A 21,073-nucleotide genomic window follows, 5' to 3' on the forward strand; every position below is an offset into this window, starting at 1 on the left:
CGCGGTTACACCACGTCATCCGGCGCCAGCGCGCAGCCATTGTCCGGATGGGTCTCGACCTGAAGCGTGGTGTGGCCGATGCGATGGGTCGTCTTCAGGAGCTGCGCCGTCTCCATCAGGAAGGCATCGCCGGTGCCGGCGGGCATGACGAGGTGGCAGGTCAGCGCCGTCTCGGTGGTCGAGATCGGCCAGACATGGAGATCGTGGATCGCCGACACGCCGGGACGCGCCAGCAAGAAGGCTCTGATCGCGGCGAGGTCGGTGCCCTTGGGTACTGCTGCCATCGACATGTCGATGGAGCCGCGCAACAGGCTGGTCGTGCTCCACAGGATGGTGGCGCAGATGACGAGGCTGGTGAGGGGGTCGAGCCAGAGCCAGCCGGTCCAGATGATCAGCGCCGCCGAGACCACGACGCCGAGCGAGACCGCAGCGTCGGCGGCCATGTGCAAGTAGGCGCCTTCGATGTTGATGTCGTCCTTGCGCCCGCTCGCGAACAGCATGGCGGTGAAGCCGTTGATGAGGATGCCGATGCCGGCGACCACCATCACCGTGACGCCCGCGACCGGCTCCGGCTCGCGCAGCCGCAGGATCGCCTCCCAGCCGATCGCGCCGGTTGCGACCAGCAGGAACACCGCATTGGCCAATGCCGCCAGGATGGTGGAGGCGCGAAAGCCGTAGGTGAAGCGGCCGCTCGGCGCCCGCCGCGCCGCGATCGAGGCGCCCCAGGCCACGACCAGTCCGAGGACGTCGCTGAGGTTATGGCCGGCATCCGCGAGCAGGGCGGTGGAGTTGCCGAGATAGCCGTAGACAGCCTCCGCCACGACCAGCGCGGTGTTGAGCGCAATGCCGATCGCGAAGGCCTTGCCGAACTTCGCGGGGGCATGGACATGGCCGTGACTGTGGTCGTGACCATGACCATGGTCGGCATGATCATGGTGGTGATGACCGTGATGGTCGTGGCTGCCCAATTCTAGCGCTCCCCGGACGTCGCCAAATCAGGTGCCATTGTAGGCGTTTCGTTTGCGACGTCACGGCGGAACAGCACGTAGAGCGCGGGCAGCACCAGCAATGTCAGCACCGTCGAGGAGATGATACCGCCGATCACCACGGTCGCCAGCGGCCGCTGCACCTCGGCACCGGCACCGGTCGCGAGCGCCATCGGCACGAAGCCGAGCGAAGCGACCAGGGCGGTCATCAGCACCGGGCGCAGCCGCGTCAGCGCGCCCTCGCTCACGGCGGCCGCGACGGGCCGCCCCTCGCTGCGCAGCCGTTCGATGAAGGCGATGATGACGAGGCCGTTGAGCACGGCGACGCCGGAGAGCGCGATGAAGCCGACGCCGGCGCTGATGGACAGCGGAATACCGCGCAGCAGCAGCGCGGCGACGCCGCCGGTCAGCGCCAGCGGCACGCCGGAGAACACCAGCGCCGCATCCGCCGCCGATCCCATGCCCATGAACAGCAGCAGGAACACCAGCAGCAGCGCCACCGGGACCACGATCATCAGCCGCTTGGTGGCGGAGACCAACTGCTCGAACTGTCCGCCCCAGCCGATCCAGTAGCCGGGTGGCAGCTTGACCTTCTCGGCGACGGCCGCCTCGGCATCAGTGACGAAGGAGCCGAGGTCGCGCGCGCGGACATTGGCGGTGACGACGATGCGCCGCTTGCCGTTCTCGCGGCTGATCTGGTTCGGGCCGGGCGTGGCGTCCACGGTTGCAACCGACGACAGCGGCACATAGCGCATCTGGGTGAGCGGGGAGGCGGATAGCGCGGAGCGGACGGCCGTGCCGGTTGCTGCGTCCTCACCGGGCGGCAGCGGGATCGGGATCGCGCGGATCGCCTCGAGATTGCCGCGCAGATGCTCCGGCAGCCGAACCACGATCTCGAAGCGGCGATCGCCCTCGAACAGCTTGCCGGCCGACTTGCCGCCGACGGCGATCTCGACGATGCCTTGCACCTCACTGACGCTGAGGCCGTAGCGGGCGAGCGCCTGGCGATCGAGGCGGACGGTGAGGATCGGAAGCCCTGCGACCTGCTCGATCTTGACGTCGCTGGCGCCGCGGATGCCGCGGATCGCGGCCTCCACCTGCCTTGCCGCGCCTTGCAGGATGTCGAGGTCATCGCCGAAGATCTTGACGCCGACGTCGCTACGCACCCCCGAGATCAGCTCGTTGACGCGGAATTGGATCGGCTGGGAGATTTCATAGGCGCTGCCGGGAATGTCGTCGGCGGCCTTGTCGATGGCTTCGATCACCTCCGATTTCGATTTGCCCGGATCGGGCCATTCGGCGCGCGGCTTCAGCATGATGTAGCCATCCGTCTGCGCCGGCGACATTGGGTCGGTGGCGATCTCGGCGGTTCCGATGCGGGTGAAGAACTCCTTCACCTCCGGAATCTGCGTGATGCGCTTCTCCAACGCCTTCTGCAGGTCCAGCGATTGCGTCAGACTGGTGCCGGGAATCCGGATCGAGGCCAGCGCGACGTCGCCTTCGTCCAGGCTCGGAATGAATTCGCCGCCCATCCGCGAAGCGGCGATGCCGCTTGCGACCACGATGAATGCGGCCATGATGGCAACCGCGCCGCGGTTGTCGATGGCAAAGTGGAGCAGCGGGAGATAGGCGCGCTTGGCCATCCGCATGAACAGGTTTTCGTGCTCGGACACCTTGCCGGTGACGAAGATGGCGACGGCCGCCGGCACGAAGGTGATCGAGAACAGCACGGCTGCGCCCAGCGCCATCAGCACGGTCAGCGCCATCGGCGTGAACATCTTGCCCTCGACCCCCGTCAGCGTCAGCACGGGCAGATAGACCACCGCGATGATCAGCGTTCCGAACAGGCTCGGCTTGATCACCTCGCCCGACCCGCGCAGAATCGCGCGCAGCCGCTCGGAGGTCGTGAGCAGGCCGCCTTTCTCGCGCTGGGCCGCGGCCAGCATGCGCAGGCAATTCTCGACGATGATCACGGCGCCGTCGACGATGATGCCAAAGTCGATCGCGCCCAGGCTCATCAGGTTCGCGCTGACTTTCGTCTCGACCATGCCGGTGATCGTCATCGCCATGGACAGCGGAATGACGCAGGCCACAACGAGGGCGGCGCGGATGTTGCCGAGGATCAGGAACAGCACGGCCACCACCAGGGCGGCGCCTTCGAGGAGGTTGTTCCTGACCGTGCGGATGGTGGCTTCGACCAGATCGGTGCGGTCGTAGACAGTTCGCGTCACGACGCCATCGGGCAGCGATTTGGCAATCTCCTCGAGCCGGGCCGCGACCCGGCGCGCCACAGTGCGGCTGTTCTCGCCGATCAGCAGCATGGCGGTGCCGAGCACGGTCTCCTCACCATCGCGCGTCGCGGCGCCCGTGCGCAAATCGCGGCCTTCCGTGACGGTGGCGACGTCCCTGATCCTGACGGGATTGCCGCCGCGCGAGCCGATGACGACGTCCTGGATTTCGCCGATATTGCCGACCTGGCCCGGCGAGCGAACAAGGTATTGCTCGCCGTTGCGCTCGATATAGCCGGCGCCGACATTGGCGTTGTTGGCGGCGAGCGCCGTCATGACGTCGCGAAAGCCGAGCCGGTAGGCCATCAGCTTGCCGGGGTCCGGCAGCACGTGGAATTGCCGCTCGAAGCCGCCGATGGTGTTGACCTCGATCACACCAGGCACGTTGCGAAGCTGCGGCTTGATGATCCAGTCCTGCACGGTGCGCAAATCGGTCAGCGAATAGCCGTGGCCGCCTTGCGTCTTGGCGTTCGTCTTGGCTTCGACGGTGTACATGAAGATCTCGCCGAGCCCGGTCGAGACCGGACCCATCGCGACCTCGACGCCAGCTGGGAGCTGGTCCTTCACCTGCTGAATGCGCTCGCCGACGAGCTGGCGGGCGAAAAAGATGTCGGTGCCGTCCTTGAAGACGACCGTCACCTGGCTGAGGCCGTAGCGCGACAGCGAGCGGGTATAGTCGAGCTTGGGCAGGCCGCCCATCGCGGTCTCGACGGGGAAGGTGATGCGCTGCTCGGTCTCGAGCGGCGAATAGCCGGGCGCGCGGGTGTTGATCTGGACCTGGACGTTGGTGATGTCAGGCACCGCGTCGATCGGAAGGCGCTGGAAATTCCAGGCCCCGAAGGCGACGGCGCCGAGCGCGAACAGCAGGACCAGCCAGCGCTGATGCAGCGAGACGGCGATCAGGCGCTCAATCATGTTCGGCCTCGCCCTTGCCCATCTCCGCCTTCACGACGAAGCTGTTCTCGGCAACGTAGTGCTCGCCGGCCGAAAGACCCGCCTTGATCTCGACATGGCGCGGATCGGAATCGCCGAGCTCTACGGGCCGCGCCTCGATCTTGTCGCCGTCCTCGCGCACGAACACGATGGTCCGGTTCTCCAGCGTCTGGATCGCGCTCCTGCGCACGGCGACCGCGACGTTGCGTGCGGCGAGGATCAGCCGTGCCGTGACGAACAGGCCGGGGCGCAGACGGCCGTCCGGATTTTGCAGCACCACGCGTGCCAATGCGGTCTGGGTCTCGCTGGAGCCGATCGGCGCCATGTAGGAGATCGTGCCCTTGATCTCGCCGCGGCCATCGTCGGGATCGATCAGCACCTCGTCGTTGAGGTGGACGCGCCGGAGATCCTGCCGGTAGATCGACAGGTCGACCCAGATGGTCGAGAGGTCGGCGACGACGAAGGCCGGCTTCTGCTCGGAGGCGTATTCGCCGAGCGAGATCTGCCGCTCGATGACGGTGCCGGCAAGGGGCGCCTTCAGCTCGTAGACGGTGAGGCTCTGGTTGCTCTCGATCGCGGCGAGCAGGTCGTCCTTGCCGACCTTGTCGCCGATGCGCTTCTGGATCGATTTGGCGAGGCCCGGAAAGCGCGGCGTCACCTGCACCACGGCTTCCTGGTTGGCGCGCAGGATGCCGTTGAAGGCGAGCGTGTCGGTCAGGGTGGCGCTCGCGGCTTCTGCCAGCGTCACGCCCGCGGCTGCCAGCTTGACGTCGGAGATGCGGATGCGGTCGGCACCGTGCTCGTCCTGCTCGACATGGTCGTTCGGCTTCTTCTCGGAATGCTCGGTGTGCTCGGTATGCGCGGGCGTGGCCGGAGCGAGCAGGGAATAGCCGTAGGCGCCGAGCGCGGCGGCAACGATGGCGACGAGAATGGTGGAGGACGTCTTCATCGTGCGCTCTCCCGCGCCAGCGTGAAGGGATTGCCGACGAGACCTTCGATGGTCGCAACGCCCGCGTGGAAATTCTGAAGCGCCTCCTGCTCGCGCAGCCGCGCTTGCGTGACGCTGGCCTGGGCGTCGAGCACCTCGAGCAGGGTGAAGCGGCCCTGGCCGTAGCCTTGCGAGATCGCCTCGGACGCCTCGACGGCCTTGGGGATGGCGGTCTCGCGCAGCACCGCGAGCTCGCGCAGCGAGCCCTGGACCGAGTCATAGGCGCGGCCGGCAATCACGATCAACGTGTTGCGGTTGGCCTCGCGCTCGGCCTTGGTCTTGGCGAGGCTTTCCTGCGCCGAGAGGATGTTGCCCTGGTTCTGGTCGAACACGGGGATCGGCACCGAAAGGGAGAGCCGCACCGCATCGTCATTGGTCTCGTTGAAGTGGCGCCAGCCGGCCGCGATCCGCACGTCCGGATACGGCTTGAGCCGCGCCAGCAGCAGCTCGGCATTGCGCTGGGCAAAGACCGCGGTCCAGCGCACCAGTTGCGGATTGGCGTCGATGGCGGCCACCACCGACTGGAACGTCGGCGGCTTGCCCATGGTGTCGAGGCGGCCGGAAACCTCGCCGAATTTCGCCGCGGGATCGCCCATCAGCACCGCAAGCTCGCGCCGGGCGCTGGCCAGCGTCGCCTTGAAGCGCTCGCGGTCGGCCTTCACCAGGGCGGAGGCGACCTCGGCGCGGCCGGTCTCGGCCGGCGAGGAGGCGCCGGCCTCGACGCGGCGGCGCAGCAGCGGCGTCAAGCGGTCGATCGCCGCAATCTGCTCGTCGAGGATCTGGATGCGCCGCTGCGCGCCGAGCACGCCGAGGAAGGCGATCGCGGTTTCCGACAGCACCTCCAGCCTGACCGCCTTGTGTTGGATCGCGGCGACCTCGATGCCAGCCGCGCCGGCCGCGATCCGCGCGTCGCGCTTGCCGAACAGCTCGAAGGCCTGGCTGATCTGGAGCGTGGTCTCGGCCGATCGCGTCCCGCGGTACTTGCCGGAGCCGAATGAATCGTCCTGCTCGTACGACAGTTCCGGATTGAGCAGGGCGCCCGCCTGGATGCGCTGGCCCGTGGCGATGCCGACGTCGCGCTCCGCCGCCGTCAGGCGCGGGCTCGCGGCCAGCGCGCGCGACAGCGCGCTCCGCATCGTCAAAGTCTGGGCGTGAGACGGCGCAACCGCCAATCCTGCAATCAGACACGCTGCCGCGCACGCCAGGCGCGCGGCCATTCCCCTGCGAAACATGAAACCGACCCGTGAAGGATGAACCTAATGGGCGCGGACGCCCGACCAATCCGTTCAGGCAATGTGTTTGGGAGGCGGGGAGTCGGTATCGGGGATGATGCCGGCGAGCCGGGGTGCAGGCTGCGGGCTGGATGCGGATGCAAGCGCGACCGAAACGGCCGCCGGCGCCGGCTGTGTCACCGTCAGCGAGAAGCAGCCATGGCAATGATGTCCGCCGATGGCCTTGTGGTCGCTGTGGCCAGCGGGACCGTCAAGGACAGCGGCGATCTCCGAGCCGCCGCCGGGCGTGGTGACGTCGATGTCGTGCGAGCCATGCAACGCGCCCGCGAGCAGATAGACGACCGCGATCAGCACAGACAGCAGCCCGCGCCAGTTGCGCCGGCGGCAAGTTCCTGAGGGCTGGCGGTTCGCGGGCACGACGTCACTCTGGTTGCGGTCTGTGCCCGGCCTAGCATGGGGGTGGGAACAGTGTCGACCCGCAACATTGTTACGTCCCTTGAAGAATTGCCGCAGTGCTGGCCGCAGACGCCAGCGCGCTCCTCATTGGCGCGTGATCAGGCCCAGTTGAGCGTCGGCTGCCGCTTCGCATGCCACCTCTGGAACATCGCCGGTGTTGCCGGCGTCGGCTGATGCGATTGCGCACCGGCCGGCTTCCATCGCCTGCTCCAGCCATTTGATGGCTTCATCGATCCATCTGTCGTGCTGCTCGGGATCGGCGATCGCCTTTTCCCGAAATGCATCTGCCTGATGAAGGCACGCCGTTCTGCGATCCACGCGGCTCTCCCCGGTCCGGACTTTCCACCCCGGTCCGCATCCTTTGGGATCGCAGAGCCGGCGTCGCTAACATGGGACAGGAAGCGCAAAAGGAAGGCCCCAGCCCGGGGCTAACCGGCTGAGGCCTTCGTGCTCGCAATCTTCATCCTTGGGACTCGAACAGGCAACGCCCGTCTTGCCGGTTCGTTCCGCGATTGATGCCGAATTAGGAACGTTCCTCATACCTCGCGATTTAGCGAGCAGGAGAAACTGAGGAGGACGGGACTATGGACGGACTGATTTATCTCATCGGCTTGATCGTCGTGGTCATGGCGATCCTGTCGTTCTTCGGCCTGCGCTGAGAGAACGGCAATGGAAACCCTCGTACGCGACAACATGATGGAGGGCGGTGCGACGGCTGTCGACGACCGCCGGACCATCCAGTGGAGCTCGGTGCTCGCGGGTGCTCTCGCCGCCGGCGCAATGTCGTTCATTCTGGTCGGCTTCGGTGTTGCGGTCGGTCTGGGTGTCAGTTCGGCCTCGCCGACCTGGCGCGATGCCTCGGCGGCGCTGGCGCTGCTCTCCGGGCTCTATCTGATCATCCAGGCGATCATCAGCTTCGGCTTCGGCGGCTACATCGCTGGGCGGACAACCCGCCCGGCGCCTGCGCTTGCAACGATCGAGGACGATGGCGAGCGGCGCGACGGGCTGCATGGCCTGACCGCCTGGGCATTGGCCGTGCTGGCTGGCGCAGCTCTGCTGGCGCTTCTTGGCGCTGCTGCGATCGACCGTTCGCCGATGCGCAGTTCGGCGAGCAATACCTCCGCGGCTGAGCCTCTGCTGAGCTATGAGCTCGACAAGCTGTTCCGCGCGCCACGGCGCGCGCCAAACACGGATCTGAGGGAAGCCCGCGCCGAAGCGGGGCGTGTCCTCATGACGTCATCCAGCCACAGCGGCGTCAGCGCCGATGACCGGACCTACCTCGTGCAGCAGGTTGCCGCAGTAACGGGACTGGCGGCCCCTGACGCCGAACGGCGCGTCGATGTGCTGATCGCGGACTCGAAGACGGCCATCAATCGCGCGCGGCGCAACGCGATCATCGTGGCCTTCTCGGTCGCAGCCGCGACCCTGATCGGCGCCGCGGTGGCTTGGGCTGCGGCTGTCGCTGGCGGACGGCATCGTGACGGAGAGCCGTTGCCGAACTGGATGGCGAGCTCAAATCGCTTCCACCGCAATCCGCGCGCAATGCCGGTGCCGTAGGCTCCAAAACAAATGGCCGGGCGCAAGCCCGGCCATAACGGACGCCTGCACGAAGCTTCAGGCCTTCTCTTCCCAGATCATCGCCAGATGCACGATAGTCTGGACGGCTTTTTCCATGTCCTGCCGGCTGACCCATTCGAGCCGCGAATGAAACGCGTGCTCGCCGGCAAAGATGTTGGGGCAGGGCAGGCCCATGAAGGACAGGCGGGAGCCGTCGGTGCCGCCGCGGATCGCGGTGCGCATCGGCCGCAGGCCGGCGCGGCGGATCGCCTCGATGGCGTATTCGAGGATGTGCGGGTGACGGTCGATCACCTGCTTCATGTTGCGGTACTGCTCCCGCACCTCGAACGTGTAGGTCGAGCGCGGATAGTCCTTCATCACGTCCTTGACGATGGTCTCGAGCAGGACCTCCTTCTCCTTCAGCCCTTCCTCGGTGAAGTCGCGGACGATGAAGGAGAGCGTCGCCTGTTCCAGCGCACCCTCGATGCCGATTGGATGCAGAAAGCCCTGCTTGCCCGAGGTCGTCTCCGGCGAGCAGCCTTCCTTCGGCAGCCGCTCGACGATGGCGGCCGCGATCTTGATCGCATGCTCCATCTTGCCCTTGGCGTAGCCGGGATGGGCGCTGACGCCGTTGATGGTGATGGTGGCGCCGTCGGCCGAGAAGGTCTCGTCCTCGACGCAGCCGGCGCTTTCGCCGTCCATGGTGTAGCCGAAATCGGCACCGAGCTTCTTCAGGTCGACATTGTCGACGCCGCGGCCGATCTCTTCGTCCGGCGTGAACAGGATCTTGATGGTGCCGTGCTTCACATCGGGATTGTTGATGAAGAAGTGCGCGGCATCCATGATCTCGGCGACGCCCGCCTTGTTGTCGGCACCCAGCAGCGTCGTGCCGTCGGTGGTGATGATGTCGTTGCCGATCTGGTTCTTCAGCGCGGGGTGCTCGGCGAAGCGGATCACCTGGCTGGTGTCGCCCGGCAGGGTGATGTCACCGCCGCGATAGTTCTTCAGAACTTGCGGCTTGACGTCCTTGCCGGTGACGTCGGGCGAGGTGTCCATGTGGGAGCAGAAGCAGATCACCGGCACCTTCTTGTCGGTGTTGGCCGGGATCGTTCCGTAGACGTAGCCGTAATCGTCGAGATGCGCGTCCGCGACGCCCATGGCCTTCAGCTCGGCGGCGAGCACGCGGCCGAGATCCTTCTGCTTCTCGGTCGAGGGCGAGTGAGGGGAGTCCGGATCAGACTGGGTGTCGATGGTGACGTAGCGCAGGAAGCGCTCGGTCACGGTATGCGAAAAGGTGAGGGAGGACATTTCTGGTCAAACCGCCGGGGTCAGGGAAGCAGCCGGTATACCAGAAAAGCGGGCCGCGTTGCGGCAGGAAGGAGGTGGGATCAGGCTTAACGAAGAGTAGCCTCAGATCGCCTCTTTCAGTTCCTTGACCGGACGGAAGGTGACCTTCTTGCTGGCCTTGATGTGGATCGGCTCGCCGGTGGCGGGATTGCGGCCGGTGCGGGCGGCGCGCTTGCGGACCTGGAGGATGCCGAGCCCGACGATGCGGACCCGGTCGCCCTTCTTGAGGTGCTTGGCGATCAAATCGACCATGTCGGTCAGGACCGCCTCGGCGCGCTTTTTCGACAGATCCTGGCTCTCGGCGATATCGGCGGCGAGCTGCTTGAGCGTGATGGTGGCGGGAGCGGCTGCCTTCTTCGCCGAATCCTTCTTGGCCGAATCCTTCTTAGCCATGACTGGCCTCCTCGGTTGTCCAATGACAGGGCCTCCCTGGAAAAGCCGAGAATGCGTGGGGATCCCTCTAAGTCCTTTGAGACCTAGACGATTCGGGCGCGGCTGACACCGCCGCGGGTCCGGCCGGACGAACGTCGTCCACGGCTCGCCGCAGCTGCGACGGCCCTGAAGGAGTTCAAGCTAAGACTATGAAGGGATTGCCAAAATGGCGCGAGAGACGGGGCTCGAACCCGCGACCTCCGGCGTGACAGGCCGGCGCTCTAACCAACTGAGCTACTCCCGCGTGGTTCGCTGAACGCGCGCGGAACGAGGGGGGACTTAAAGGCGGGGCTGAGTGAAGTCAAGGACGTTGCGCTGGCACGGTGTATCTCGGCTAAGCATTGCTCTGGAAAACGAAAAAGGCCGCCCGGAGGCGGCCATCGGTCAGCCCGGAAGAGGACGTATCAGCGAATCTCGGACGTGCCCGCGCTCGTCACCACCACCGGCTTGCCGGCCTTGATCACGTGGGTGGACTGGGCGGTCTGGCTGTAATCGGCATTGGTGCGGGCCGCGATGCCGAAGCCGGCGACCACGATGCCGGCCACCAGCGCCACCACCACGATCTTCAGGTGGGTCGCACGATCAGCAGAGTGAATGGAGTGGTTCATCTGAGCCTCCCGACGGGCTTTGCCGCCGTCTATGGGCTCATGTCTTAAGGACCATCTGTTTCCGGATGGTTTCGCGGGTTCCGCAAAATGGTTTCATTAATACGCCCGCTGGGTTTCGCCGGGCTTACGGCCGGAAAAGGTCTCAGGCCGCCGCCCGGTCGATATCGGCCCGGATCGAGCGCGCCGCCCAGATGAAGAGCAGGGCGCCGAGCGTGGTCGTGACCGCCGCCGAGAGCAGGGAATAGCGCACGGCTTCAGTGCCATAACTGCCCTTCAGCGCGTCGTTGACCACGCCGACCGCGAGCGGGCCGACGCCCTGGCCGAAGCAGGTCGCGGTGAGCGCGATCAGCGCGGAGGCCAGCGCCCGCATGCTGGGCTTGGCCACCGTCTGCGCGATCGCGAAGATCGGCCCCAGATGGAAGCCGACCAGGAACGAGGTCAGCGCCAGCATGGCAACCATCATCGCGAAATCCTGCGTCAGCATGCAGAGCGCGAACACGGGGCCAGCGAGGGCCGAGGTGATCGCGGGCGCCCACAGCTTCCAGCGGTCGTCGCGGCGGCTCACTTGCGCCACGACGAAGCCGCCGAGCAGGGTGCCGGCCATGCCGGCAAGGCCTTTGAAGGTGCCAGCATAGGTGCCGATCTCGGCGCTCGACAGATGGTGCACGCGGGCGAGGAACGGCGGAATCCAGGCCGCGGTCGCGTAGTTGGTGTAGGTGGTGAGGCAGAAGCCGATCAGGACGATGATGAAGCTTCGCTGCGAGACGAGGAAGCGCAGCGTCGGCCCGAGCGGCTCGGGCACGAAACTCTCCTGCATCGCGCCGCGCTTCGGCTCGGAGATCGTCAGCCACAGCACCAGTGCGAGCAGGATGCCGGGCAGGCCGGCGACGTAGAAGGCCATCCGCCAGCCATAGTGCTGGTTGACGTAGCCGCCGATGAAATAGCCGAGGAAGACGCCGAGATAGGTGCCGATAGCGTAGATGCCGAGGGCGCGTGGACGCTCGTTCTTGGCGAAGAGGTCGGCGACGATCGATTGCGAGGCCGGCGAGCCCGCGGATTCGCCGACGCCGACGCCGATGCGCGCCAGCGCCAGCGAGGTTACGCTGGTGGCCGCGCCGCACAGCGCAGTCATCGCGCTCCAGAACGCAAAGGCGACAGCGACGATGTTGCGGCGGTTGAGCCGGTCGGCGATGCGCGCGATGGGAATGCCGAGCAGGGAATAGAACAGTGCGAAGCCGAAGCCCGCGAGCAGGCCCATCATGGTGTCGCTGAGGGCGAACTCCTTTTTGATCGGCTCGATCAGCACGTTGAAGATCGTGCGGTCGAGGAAGTTCAGCGCGTAGATGATGGTGAGCAGCCCCAGCACGTAATAGCGCCGCGCCGGGGGCTTGGCCGCGGCAGCCGTTTGCACCGACATCTGTGACGTCACATCGACCATCGCTTCCCCCAATTTGTCTTTGTTATCGTTGTCGGTCCAGCCCTTCGTGGAGCTGGTAGATCAGCCTTCGCGGATGTAATTCCCCGCTTCGAATGCGACCGGAGGCGCGCCGGCATCGAACGAGACGCCGATCGGATCGCGGCCGGCGGCGAGCGCATCGAGCTGGTCGCTCAGCATGCGCCGGATCAACAGGATGCCGCGGTCGCTCTGGCCGAAATGCTCCTCGGAATGAACGGTGACCTCGCCCTGGCCGACCTGGGCCTCGTAATCGCCGGGGAATTGCTGGTGCTCTTGCTCGGTCATGTCCCACCAGAACTTGCCGTTGAATTTCGAGCGCATGCGGCTGATGTCGCCGGGAGCCTTGACGCGGCCGGCGACATAGATCCGGAAGGAGCCATCGTCGATCGGAAGCACCCAGCCGATCGACTCGACGCGGGCGAACTGCGCGACGCGCGGGTTCGGCACGACGCGCAGCGTCGGCAGCGCGGCCTCGCTGACGCGATAGAACACCTTGCCGTCGTCCTGCTTGCGCTCGGAGCGGACGAGGACGCCGCGCGGCGATTTCTCGAACGTCACCTCCGGGATCGACGCCATCATGTTGGTGAATTGCGGGCCCGAGAACGAGCCGTGCAGCACCGGCACGTGATAGGGATCGACCACGTTCTCGAAATGCTGCAGCCAGTTGCAGGGGATGATGGCGGGGCCACCGCCGCCGATCGAGGAATCATCGGCTTCGACCAGCTCGCCGTCGTCCATTGTCTCCAGGCATTCGTAAGCCGGCAGCACCGGGCGTTTCTCGGCCGGGCCCATATAGGCGAAGATCAGTCCGTAGCGTTCCTCGACCGGATACCAGGGCTGGCGCACCTTGTCCTTGAACTGGCCGCCGTCGAGCTCGCAGGGCTGCTCCAGGCAGTGGCCCTCGGTGTCGAACTTCCAGCCGTGATAGCAGCAGCGGATGCCGTCATCCTCGACCTTGCCATAGTAGAGCGTGGTGCCGCGGTGGCAGCAGCGGGCGTGCAAGAGGCCGGCGCGGCCATGCTTGTCGCGGAACAGCACCAGATCCTCGCCCAGTGCGCGCACTTTCTTCGGTGTGTCGGTGGCGTCACTGATGAGCCCGACCGGGTGCCAGTAGCGCCGCAGCAGCTCGCCCATCGGCGTGCCGCGCACGACCGAGGTGAGCTCGGTGCGCGTGTGCGCCGGCTTCATCGCATAGGCCGTGCCGAGATCACGATCCCGCTGGGTGATGGTCATGCCGGTCCTCCCGCTTTGGCCGTGATGGCCGGGCCTTTTCGATGCCTTGGATCCAGTGAAAGATAATTCGATGACAATGTCAACGATCTTCCAAATGCCTCTTGGTCGCATTGGATGAGGCGGCCGGCGGGGCTTGGCAGGCTCGGGCTTGGCAGGCTCGGACTTTCTTGGCAGAGGTGGATCATGAGCCAGATCGAGAGCAGGGGCGGGGCGACGTCGCCCGCAGACGAGAGCGAACCGTCGGCCCCGATCACCGTGATGCTGTCGTCGCGACTGATGGTGCTTGCCAATCTGCTCAAGCGCGGTGCGATCCTGCGCTACAAGCGCCTCACCGGATTGTCCTCGGTCGAGTTCGGTCTTGTCGCCTCGCTCGGCCGCCGGCCGCCGATGAGCGTGGCGCGGCTTGCCGAAGCCGTCGGTCAGGACAAGGGACAAATCAGCCGCGCGCTGGCCAATCTGCTCTCGCGCAAGCTGATCGCAAAATCGGCAAATCCGAAAGATAGCCGCGAAGTGCTGATCTCTCTGACGGCGGCGGGCCTTGCAGCGCATGATGCGATCGTCGACGGCGCGCAGGAGCGCAACCGGCGCCTGCTGGAAGATCTGAGCGAAGCCGAGTTCCACACGCTGCTGGGTCAAGTCGATCGGCTCACGGCGATCGCAGCCGAGATGCTCGAGAGCGAGAAGAACTCACGCTGATCTCGCCGCGCTCTCTCGATCGCGACATGTTGGATCGCTTCTAAGAGTCCTTCTAAGAAGTTTTCAATTAGGGAATTTTCGCGCCCTCACATAAGCGTCGCCGTTGAGCGCATGCCGTCCGGGGACAGGCGGCATGACGCATCGAACATGCAGCTTCGGGGTGGCGCGTTGAACAGTCTGGGAATGCTGCGGTCGGCCGTATTGGCGACCGCTTCCGCTTTGGTCTTGGTGCCGCAGGCATCGCTTGCACAATCGTCCGCGCAGAGTGGCGCAACGAACCTGCCGTCGGTGACCGTCACCGCGCCGGAAACGCGCCGCCGCGCCGCCACGACTCCTCAGCGCCGTGCGCCGCGGTCGTCGGAGCAGACCGCCAACAGGAACAGGCCGCCGCAGCAGCGCGATGTCGGCTTCGTCGAGACGCCGCGCGGCCCGGTGAACGGCTACGTCGCGGGCCGCAGTTCGTCCGGCACCAAGACCAACACGCCGATCATGCAGACGCCGCAATCGGTGTCCGTGATCGGCGCCGAGCAGATCCGCGACCAGAAGCCGAACAAGCTCGACGAAGTGCTGCGCTACACCGCCGGAGTGCGCGCCGGCACCTTCGGTGCCGACACGCGCAACGACTGGTGGCTGATCCGCGGCTTCAAGTCCGACGACATCGGACTGTTCCTCGACGGCATGCAGCTGTTCTACACCTCCTATGCGAGCTGGCGGCTGCCGCCGTCCAACATGGAGCGCGTCGAGGTGCTGCGCGGTCCGTCCGCGGTGCTCTACGGCGGATCGAGCCCGAGCGGCATCGTCAACGTCATCAGCAAGATGCCGCCAGCCGAGCCGATCCGCTACATCGAGACCGGCGTCAACAATTTCGGCAACGCTTATGTCGGCTTCGATGTCGGCGGGCCGATCGCGACCCAGCCGCAGGACGGCAAGCTGTTCTATCGCGTCGTCGGCGAGATCAGGAACGGCGGCACGCAGGTCGACTTCACGCCTGACAACAACTACTTCATCGCGCCGTCCTTCACGTGGAAGCCGGATGCCGACACGAGCTTCACGGTTCTCGCATCGGCCTCGAAGACGGACACGAGGGGCATCAACTTCCTGCCCTACCAGGGCACGGTGACGAACGCGCCGTTCGGCAAGATCCCGACCAGCTTCTTCGTCGGCGATCCCAATGTCGACAAGTTCACGCGCGAGCAGGAGATGCTCGGTTACCAGTTCGAGCGCAATCTCACCGATGACCTCACGTTCCGGCAGAATGCGCGGTTCGCGCATATCGATCTGACCTATCGCGGCTTCATCGGGAACGGCTGGGACAACATCAACACGGCGACGATGGGCCGTTATAATTGGTATGCGAAGAACACCGCCAACCAGGCCAATCTCGACAACCAGCTGGAATATCGCTTCAACACCGGTCCCGTCAGGCACACGATGCTGTTCGGCGTCGATCTCAAGGGCTACCAGATCGACGACTACCAGAACTTCAACTTCGGCACCGTCCCTTCGGTCAATGTCTTCAATCCCGTCTATGGCCTCAGCATTCCGCTGACGGGCGCTCCGTTCCGCAACTTCCTGATCACGCAGAAGCAGGCGGGTACCTACCTCCAGGATCAGATGAAGCTCGGCAACTTCACGCTGGTGCTGAGCGGCCGCAACGATTGGGTCGAGACGACGCAGGAAGCGCGCGACACCGGGGCCAGCGTCGCCAGCCGCGACGACAGCAAGTTCAGCGGGCGGGCCGGGCTGATCTACAATTTCGACAACGGCATCGCGCCCTATGTCTCCTATGCCACGAGCTACAATCCGGTCATCGGTCTCAACGCCAGCAACCAGCTCTTCCTGCCGGAGACCGGGCAGCAGACCGAGATCGGCGTGAAGGTCGCACCGAAGGGATTCGACGGCTATTTCACGGCCTCGGTTTTCGACCTGAAGCGCCAGAACGTCGCGACGACAGCGGGGACGCCGATTTTGCTGAACCAGACCGGCGAGGTGACCTCGCGCGGCATCGAGCTCGAAGCGGTGGCCAATGCCACCAGGGAACTCAAACTGATCGGCGCCTTCACCGCCTATCATCTCTTCAACAGCCGGGACCTCGATCCGTCGCTGGTCGGCAAGACGCCGACCAACACGCCCCAGCTGCTGGTCTCGGGCTGGGCGGACTACACCTTCAAGGACGGGCCGCTCGAAGGCTTCGGTTTTGGCGGCGGCGTGCGCTACGTCGGCTCATCCTGGGCTGACCCGGCCAACACCCTCGAGGTTCCCGCAGTCGTGCTCGGCGATCTCGCACTCCATTACGAATGGCAGAACTGGCGGACGGCGCTGAACGTGATCAACCTGACCGACAAGATCTATGTCGCGAGCTGTTCGTTCCCGACGTCCTGCTTCTACGGCGACCGCCGGCGCGTCACCGCTAGCGTTTCCTACAAATGGTGAGGACAGGTGAGGGCGGCTGACGCCGGTCCTCCACCACGAGATAGATGAGCACCCGGGCTATGCCCCCCAGCCCGAAACTCATCGGAGCGCGGCGCGCGCGACGGCCCTCCACGTCGCCGCTCGCCGCGCTCGCGACCGGTCGGGCTGCAATATATCGCAAGTCGGTGCTGTCTTCGCAGCAGGCAGGCCCGGTCCCGCCGCGATGCATGGCTCGTCTGATCACTTGCGCCTGTGGATAGGTATCTTTGCTGCACCTGTCCTGCCTCGCGGGCGGCGACGATCACCGGCCTTCCGGCCGCGCTGTTCCGGGGAACGGTCGGCTATATGTCGCCGGGGTGACAGTCTGGGGCGGCTGACGGCGGCCGCGCCTCGGTTTGGGTGCGCTGCCGCACCAGAAAACCGGCGGCTTTTCTCGGGCAATGCGCGGCAAAGAGCTGCTCTGGCCCGTACGCCGGCAATCTCAGAACCACGGCCTTGCAAAACGGTGGCCGCCCTTGCTGGGCCTTGCGATCTGCTCCATACCAGCGCGGGGTGATTCCGGGATTTTCACCGTTCTGGGGGCGGCAAAGGGCCTAAAAAGAGCGTGTCTTGCGCCCATTGGTGCACTGCGCTAAGGCTCAGAATAATTCCAAATCGGACGAATCCGTGGCTGTCCCGAGGCTGCGGGAAAAAGGGCTCGCCAATGAGCGGCATTCTGCAGAACTATCTTCCACTCGTCGTCTTTATAGGGGTAGCGGGCCTCATTGGCCTCGTGCTGCTGATCGCGCCCTTCGTCGTGGCGTTCCAGCAGCCGGACCCGGAGAAGCTGTCGGCGTATGAGTGCGGTTTCAACGCCTTCGACGACGCGCGCATGAAGTTCGACGTCCGCTTTTATCTGGTCGCCATCCTCTTCATCATCTTCGATCTCGAGGTGGCGTTTCTGTTTCCCTGGGCGGTGGCGTTCGGCAAGCTTGGCGCGACCGGCTTCTGGTCCATGGTGGTGTTCCTCGCCGTGCTGACGGTCGGGTTCGCCTATGAATGGAAGAAGGGAGCACTCGAATGGGATTGAACCCCGTGTCGTCCACAGGTCCGGCTATCGCGCCGGCCCCCAAGGGCATCCTGGATCCGTCGACCGGCAAGCCGGTCGGAGCCAATGATCCGTTCTTCCTCGAGGTCAACTCCGAGCTGTCCGACAAGGGCTTCTTCGTGGCCGCGACCGACGACCTCATCACCTGGGCCCGTACCGGCTCCCTGATGTGGATGACCTTCGGTCTCGCCTGCTGTGCGGTCGAGATGATGCAGGTGTCGATGCCGCGCTACGACGTCGAGCGCTTCGGCTTCGCGCCGCGTGCCTCGCCGCGCCAGTCCGACGTGATGATCGTTGCAGGCACCTTGACCAACAAGATGGCGCCGGCTTTGCGCAAGGTCTACGACCAGATGCCCGAGCCGCGCTACGTCATCTCGATGGGCTCCTGCGCCAATGGCGGCGGCTATTATCACTATTCCTACTCGGTCGTGCGCGGCTGCGACCGCATCGTGCCGATCGACATCTATGTGCCGGGCTGCCCGCCCACGGCGGAAGCGCTGCTTTACGGCGTGCTGCTGCTGCAGAAGAAGATCCGGCGCACCGGCACCATCGAACGCTAAGGTTTTACGTCATGGACGACGCCAAGCTCGACGCCCTGGGGCAGACGATCGTTAGCGCGCTTCCGGGCGCCGCCATCGGTCATTCGGTGGCCTTCAACCAGCTGACGGTTGATGTCGAGGCCAGCAAGATCGTCGAGGTGGTCAAGTACCTCCGCGACGACCCGAACTGCCGCTTCATCAACTTCACCGACATCACGGCCGCGGACTACCCGTCGCGCGAGAAGCGCTTCGACGTGATCTATCACTTCCTGTCCCCGACCCTGAACGCGCGGATCCGGCTCAAGGCCCAGGCCGACGAGACCACGCAGGTGCCGTCGCTGATCGAGGTGTTCCCCGGCGCCGACTGGTTCGAGCGCGAGGCCTACGACCTCTACGGCGTGTTCTTCGTCGGCCATCCCGACATGCGCCGCATCCTCACCGATTACGGTTTCGAGGGCCACCCGCTGCGCAAGGACTTTCCGACCACCGGTTTCGTCGAGGTTCGTTACGACGACCAGGAGAAGCGGGTGGTGTACGAGCCCGTCCGGCTCAACCAGGAATTCCGCAAGTTCGACTTTTTGTCTCCGTGGGAGGGAGCCGATTATCCGGTCCTTCCGGGAGACGAAAAAGCGGGACCGAAGGTCTGATCATGAACGAGCAACCCGAACAGCTTCGCAATTTCACCATCAATTTCGGTCCGCAGCATCCGGCCGCGCACGGCGTGCTGCGCCTCGTGCTCGAATTGGATGGTGAGGTGGTAGCGCGCGTCGACCCCCACATTGGTCTCTTGCATCGCGGCACCGAAAAACTGATCGAGCAGAAGACCTATCTCCAGGCGATCCCGTATTTCGATCGGCTCGACTACGTCGCGCCGATGAACCAGGAGCACGCCTTCTGCATGGCGGCTGAAAAGCTACTCGGCATCGAGGTGCCGCGCCGCGGCCAGCTCATCCGCGTGCTCTATTGCGAGATCGGCCGGATCCTGTCGCATCTGCTCAACGTCACCACGCAGGCGATGGACGTCGGCGCGCTGACCCCGCCGCTGTGGGGCTTCGAAGAGCGTGAAAAGCTGATGGTGTTCTACGAGCGCGCCTCGGGCAGCCGTATGCACGCGGCCTTCTTCCGCGTCGGCGGCGTGCACCAGGACCTGCCGCAGAAGCTGGTCGACGACATCGAGGCCTGGTGCGATCCGTTCCTGAAGGTCGTGGACGACCTCGACCGTCTTCTCACCGCCAACCGCATCTTCAAGCAGCGCAACGTCGATATCGGCGTGGTGCCGCTGAAGGAAGCCTGGGAGTGGGGCTTCTCCGGCGTGATGGTGCGCGGCTCGGGCGCGGCCTGGGACCTGCGCAAGTCGCAGCCCTATGAATGCTACGCCGAGATGGATTTCGACATTCCGATCGGCAAGAACGGCGACTGCTACGACCGCTATCTGATCCGCATGGAAGAGATGCGGCAGTCCATCCGCATCATGAAGCAGTGCATTCAGAAGCTGAACACCCCTGAAGGCAAGGGCCCGGTCGTCGTCGAGGACAACAAGGTCGCGCCGCCGCGCCGTGGCGAGATGAAGCGCTCGATGGAAGCGCTGATCCACCACTTCAAGCTCTACACCGAAGGCGTCCACGTGCCGGCCGGCGAAGTCTATGCCGCGGTCGAGGCGCCGAAGGGCGAGTTCGGCGTCTATCTGATCTCCGACGGCACCAACAAGCCCTATAAGTGCAAGATCCGCGCGCCGGGCTTTGCGCATCTGCAGGCGATGGATCACATCTGCCGCGGCCATCTGCTCGCCGACGTCTCGGCGATCCTCGGCTCGCTCGACATCGTGTTCGGAGAGGTCGATCGGTAATGGGGCAGCAGGCGCCAATCCAGTTTGACCGCGCTTCGGGGGCCCTTGAAGGGGCCAACCTGTGGGAGCGGACGGCTGCCTTGGCGCTGGTGACGGGATCGAAGATCTCGTCGCACTTCTCGCACATGGGCTACATCGCCTGCGCGAATTTGCTGCGGAAGACGCTGCCCGAGCGCAACATCGCGATCAGGCTCAATCCCGACGCCGTGTTCGAATTCCCTTACGGCGACGGCTATTGGAGCAAGCTGCTCAACCGCTCGTACAATTACGAGGACGAACTCGAGCTGCTGTTCGCCGATTCCGTCGACGTCGACTACACGCTGCTCGATTGCGGCGCCAATTACGGCTATTGGTCGGTGCTGGTGTCGAGCAGGCCGTTCGGCTCGCACAAGGCGATCGCGATCGAGCCGTCGGGGCAGAACTATCCGAAGCTCGCCAACAATGCCCGCGTCAACGGCAATCGCTTCGAGACCATGAAATGCGCGATCGGCGCCAGCCGCGGCACCGCGCGTCTGTCAGGCACCAAGCACGAGGCCTTCAGCATCGCCGGCGATCCCTCCGCGGGCGGTGAGGAGGTGCCGGTCATCGCTCTCGACAATCTGATCGAGGACGGCAAGGTCGCAAGCGCCGGCAAGTACCTGATCAAGCTCGACGTCGAGGGCGTCGAGATCGAGGCGATCAAGGGCGGCGCGCGTCTGCTCCAGGCCGACAGCGTCATCATGTGCGAGGAGCACGGCAGCGACCGCTCTCATGCGGTGTCGCGCTTCATCCTCGAGCAGACCCCGCTGAAGCTGATCGTGTTCGATCCGCGCAGCAACCGGATGGAGACCGTGACCGAGCTGTCGATCCTCGACCGCATCAAGGTCTCGACCCACGTCGGCTACAACGTTTTCGGCACCGCAAGCGCATTTTGGCAGGACAGGATCGAAGCCCTGAATGCGAAAACAGCGCGCCGCATGCAGTGAGAGATTGAAGAG

Annotated in this window: 19 protein-coding genes and 1 tRNA gene; 8 read left to right on the forward strand and 12 right to left on the reverse strand. The window is 65.1% G+C overall.

The features are described 5' to 3' along the window. Nucleotides 1–5 precede the first annotated feature (5 nt). The 6 genes from AABA86_RS19175 to AABA86_RS19200 all read right to left on the reverse strand — a co-directional run bounded on the left by AABA86_RS19175 (nt 6) and on the right by AABA86_RS19200 (nt 7,201). The gene (locus AABA86_RS19175; protein WP_338307924.1) at nt 6–968 is read right to left on the reverse strand and encodes a cation diffusion facilitator family transporter; all 963 of its coding nucleotides are present in this window, start codon (nt 966–968) and stop codon (nt 6–8) included. A 2-nt stretch (nt 969–970) separates the two neighbouring features. Further along, nucleotides 971–4,189, reverse strand: a complete 3,219-nt coding sequence (locus AABA86_RS19180) for an efflux RND transporter permease subunit (RefSeq protein WP_338307925.1) — start codon at nt 4,187–4,189, stop codon at nt 971–973. Then, a complete protein-coding gene (ihpB, locus tag AABA86_RS19185; protein ID WP_212250809.1) occupies nt 4,182–5,156 on the reverse strand; it encodes a divalent metal ion exporter adaptor subunit IhpB in 975 nt (324 codons plus the stop codon). Before ihpB ends, AABA86_RS19180 begins: the two co-directional genes overlap by 8 nt. Next, nucleotides 5,153–6,427, reverse strand: a complete 1,275-nt coding sequence (gene ihpA, locus AABA86_RS19190) for a divalent metal ion exporter subunit IhpA (protein ID WP_338307927.1) — start codon at nt 6,425–6,427, stop codon at nt 5,153–5,155. The genes ihpB and ihpA overlap by 4 nt, the downstream gene beginning before the upstream one ends. 54 nt (nt 6,428–6,481) lie before the next feature. Then, complete coding sequence (locus AABA86_RS19195; protein WP_212250813.1) at nt 6,482–6,844, reverse strand: hypothetical protein; 363 nt, start codon at nt 6,842–6,844, stop codon at nt 6,482–6,484. A 123-nt stretch (nt 6,845–6,967) separates the two neighbouring features. Then, nucleotides 6,968–7,201, reverse strand: coding sequence for a hypothetical protein (locus AABA86_RS19200; protein WP_338307928.1), 234 nt, complete (start codon nt 7,199–7,201; stop codon nt 6,968–6,970). 351 nt (nt 7,202–7,552) lie between these two features. On the opposite strand from AABA86_RS19200, the gene AABA86_RS19205 reads away from it, so the two are divergent. Further along, complete coding sequence (locus AABA86_RS19205; protein ID WP_338307930.1) at nt 7,553–8,440, forward strand: hypothetical protein; 888 nt, start codon at nt 7,553–7,555, stop codon at nt 8,438–8,440. A gap of 57 nt (nt 8,441–8,497) precedes the next feature. Here AABA86_RS19205 and pepT read toward each other — a convergent pair whose 3' ends face one another. The 6 genes from pepT to AABA86_RS19235 form a co-directional block, all read right to left on the reverse strand. Then, nucleotides 8,498–9,748 (reverse strand): peptidase T, encoded by a 1,251-nt coding sequence (pepT, locus tag AABA86_RS19210; protein ID WP_212250818.1) that lies wholly within the window; start codon nt 9,746–9,748, stop codon nt 8,498–8,500. Nucleotides 9,749–9,850: 102 nt separating this feature from the next. Next, a complete protein-coding gene (locus tag AABA86_RS19215) occupies nt 9,851–10,180 on the reverse strand; it encodes an HU family DNA-binding protein (RefSeq protein WP_212250820.1) in 330 nt (109 codons plus the stop codon). 206 nt (nt 10,181–10,386) lie between these two features. Further along, nucleotides 10,387–10,463, reverse strand: a tRNA-Asp gene (locus AABA86_RS19220). Between the two features lie 160 nt (nt 10,464–10,623). Then, nucleotides 10,624–10,827 (reverse strand): hypothetical protein, encoded by a 204-nt coding sequence (locus AABA86_RS19225; protein ID WP_212250822.1) that lies wholly within the window; start codon nt 10,825–10,827, stop codon nt 10,624–10,626. Nucleotides 10,828–10,969: 142 nt separating this feature from the next. Beyond that, complete coding sequence (locus AABA86_RS19230) at nt 10,970–12,265, reverse strand: spinster family MFS transporter (protein ID WP_212250824.1); 1,296 nt, start codon at nt 12,263–12,265, stop codon at nt 10,970–10,972. Nucleotides 12,266–12,325: 60 nt separating this feature from the next. Continuing rightward, nucleotides 12,326–13,516 (reverse strand): aromatic ring-hydroxylating dioxygenase subunit alpha, encoded by a 1,191-nt coding sequence (locus AABA86_RS19235; RefSeq protein ID WP_212250826.1) that lies wholly within the window; start codon nt 13,514–13,516, stop codon nt 12,326–12,328. 183 nt (nt 13,517–13,699) lie between these two features. On the opposite strand from AABA86_RS19235, the gene AABA86_RS19240 reads away from it, so the two are divergent. The 7 genes from AABA86_RS19240 (at nt 13,700) to AABA86_RS19270 (ending at nt 21,061) form a co-directional block, all read left to right on the forward strand. Next, nucleotides 13,700–14,212, forward strand: a complete 513-nt coding sequence (locus AABA86_RS19240) for a MarR family winged helix-turn-helix transcriptional regulator (protein ID WP_212250828.1) — start codon at nt 13,700–13,702, stop codon at nt 14,210–14,212. 183 nt (nt 14,213–14,395) lie between these two features. After that, entirely contained in the window at nt 14,396–16,645 is a 2,250-nt protein-coding gene (locus AABA86_RS19245; RefSeq protein ID WP_338307932.1) for a TonB-dependent siderophore receptor, read from the forward strand. 682 nt (nt 16,646–17,327) lie between these two features. Beyond that, nucleotides 17,328–17,693 (forward strand): NADH-quinone oxidoreductase subunit A, encoded by a 366-nt coding sequence (locus AABA86_RS19250; RefSeq protein WP_018320139.1) that lies wholly within the window; start codon nt 17,328–17,330, stop codon nt 17,691–17,693. Continuing rightward, a complete protein-coding gene (locus tag AABA86_RS19255) occupies nt 17,684–18,271 on the forward strand; it encodes a NuoB/complex I 20 kDa subunit family protein (RefSeq protein WP_212250832.1) in 588 nt (195 codons plus the stop codon). Before AABA86_RS19250 ends, AABA86_RS19255 begins: the two co-directional genes overlap by 10 nt. Nucleotides 18,272–18,282: 11 nt before the next feature. Then, nucleotides 18,283–18,897: an NADH-quinone oxidoreductase subunit C gene (locus tag AABA86_RS19260; protein WP_028141456.1), complete on the forward strand. Its 615-nt coding sequence runs from the start codon at nt 18,283–18,285 to the stop codon at nt 18,895–18,897. A gap of 2 nt (nt 18,898–18,899) precedes the next feature. After that, on the forward strand, nt 18,900–20,096 hold the full coding sequence (locus AABA86_RS19265; protein WP_212250834.1) for an NADH-quinone oxidoreductase subunit D: 1,197 nt from the start codon (nt 18,900–18,902) through the stop codon (nt 20,094–20,096). Beyond that, nucleotides 20,096–21,061 (forward strand): FkbM family methyltransferase, encoded by a 966-nt coding sequence (locus AABA86_RS19270; protein WP_212250836.1) that lies wholly within the window; start codon nt 20,096–20,098, stop codon nt 21,059–21,061. The genes AABA86_RS19265 and AABA86_RS19270 overlap by 1 nt, the downstream gene beginning before the upstream one ends. The last annotated feature ends 12 nt before the right edge of the window (nt 21,062–21,073 follow it).

It is taken from the genome of Bradyrhizobium sp. TM233 (assembly GCF_036247965.1).
Taxonomy (GTDB): domain Bacteria; phylum Pseudomonadota; class Alphaproteobacteria; order Rhizobiales; family Xanthobacteraceae; genus Bradyrhizobium; species Bradyrhizobium ottawaense.

Coding starts and splice junctions, on each gene's coding strand:
- AABA86_RS19260 (WP_028141456.1), top strand. CDS start 18,283: ATGGACGACGCCAAGCTCGACGCCCTGGGGCAGACGATCGTTAGCGCG.
- AABA86_RS19230 (WP_212250824.1), bottom strand. CDS start 12,265: ATGGTCGATGTGACGTCACAGATGTCGGTGCAAACGGCTGCCGCGGCC.
- AABA86_RS19215 (WP_212250820.1), bottom strand. CDS start 10,180: ATGGCTAAGAAGGATTCGGCCAAGAAGGATTCGGCGAAGAAGGCAGCC.
- AABA86_RS19250 (WP_018320139.1), top strand. CDS start 17,328: ATGAGCGGCATTCTGCAGAACTATCTTCCACTCGTCGTCTTTATAGGG.
- ihpB (WP_212250809.1), bottom strand. CDS start 5,156: ATGAAGACGTCCTCCACCATTCTCGTCGCCATCGTTGCCGCCGCGCTC.
- AABA86_RS19265 (WP_212250834.1), top strand. CDS start 18,900: ATGAACGAGCAACCCGAACAGCTTCGCAATTTCACCATCAATTTCGGT.
- pepT (WP_212250818.1), bottom strand. CDS start 9,748: ATGTCCTCCCTCACCTTTTCGCATACCGTGACCGAGCGCTTCCTGCGC.
- ihpA (WP_338307927.1), bottom strand. CDS start 6,427: ATGTTTCGCAGGGGAATGGCCGCGCGCCTGGCGTGCGCGGCAGCGTGT.
- AABA86_RS19245 (WP_338307932.1), top strand. CDS start 14,396: ATGCTGCGGTCGGCCGTATTGGCGACCGCTTCCGCTTTGGTCTTGGTG.
- AABA86_RS19255 (WP_212250832.1), top strand. CDS start 17,684: ATGGGATTGAACCCCGTGTCGTCCACAGGTCCGGCTATCGCGCCGGCC.
- AABA86_RS19225 (WP_212250822.1), bottom strand. CDS start 10,827: ATGAACCACTCCATTCACTCTGCTGATCGTGCGACCCACCTGAAGATC.
- AABA86_RS19270 (WP_212250836.1), top strand. CDS start 20,096: ATGGGGCAGCAGGCGCCAATCCAGTTTGACCGCGCTTCGGGGGCCCTT.
- AABA86_RS19180 (WP_338307925.1), bottom strand. CDS start 4,189: ATGATTGAGCGCCTGATCGCCGTCTCGCTGCATCAGCGCTGGCTGGTC.
- AABA86_RS19240 (WP_212250828.1), top strand. CDS start 13,700: ATGAGCCAGATCGAGAGCAGGGGCGGGGCGACGTCGCCCGCAGACGAG.
- AABA86_RS19205 (WP_338307930.1), top strand. CDS start 7,553: ATGGAAACCCTCGTACGCGACAACATGATGGAGGGCGGTGCGACGGCT.
- AABA86_RS19235 (WP_212250826.1), bottom strand. CDS start 13,516: ATGACCATCACCCAGCGGGATCGTGATCTCGGCACGGCCTATGCGATG.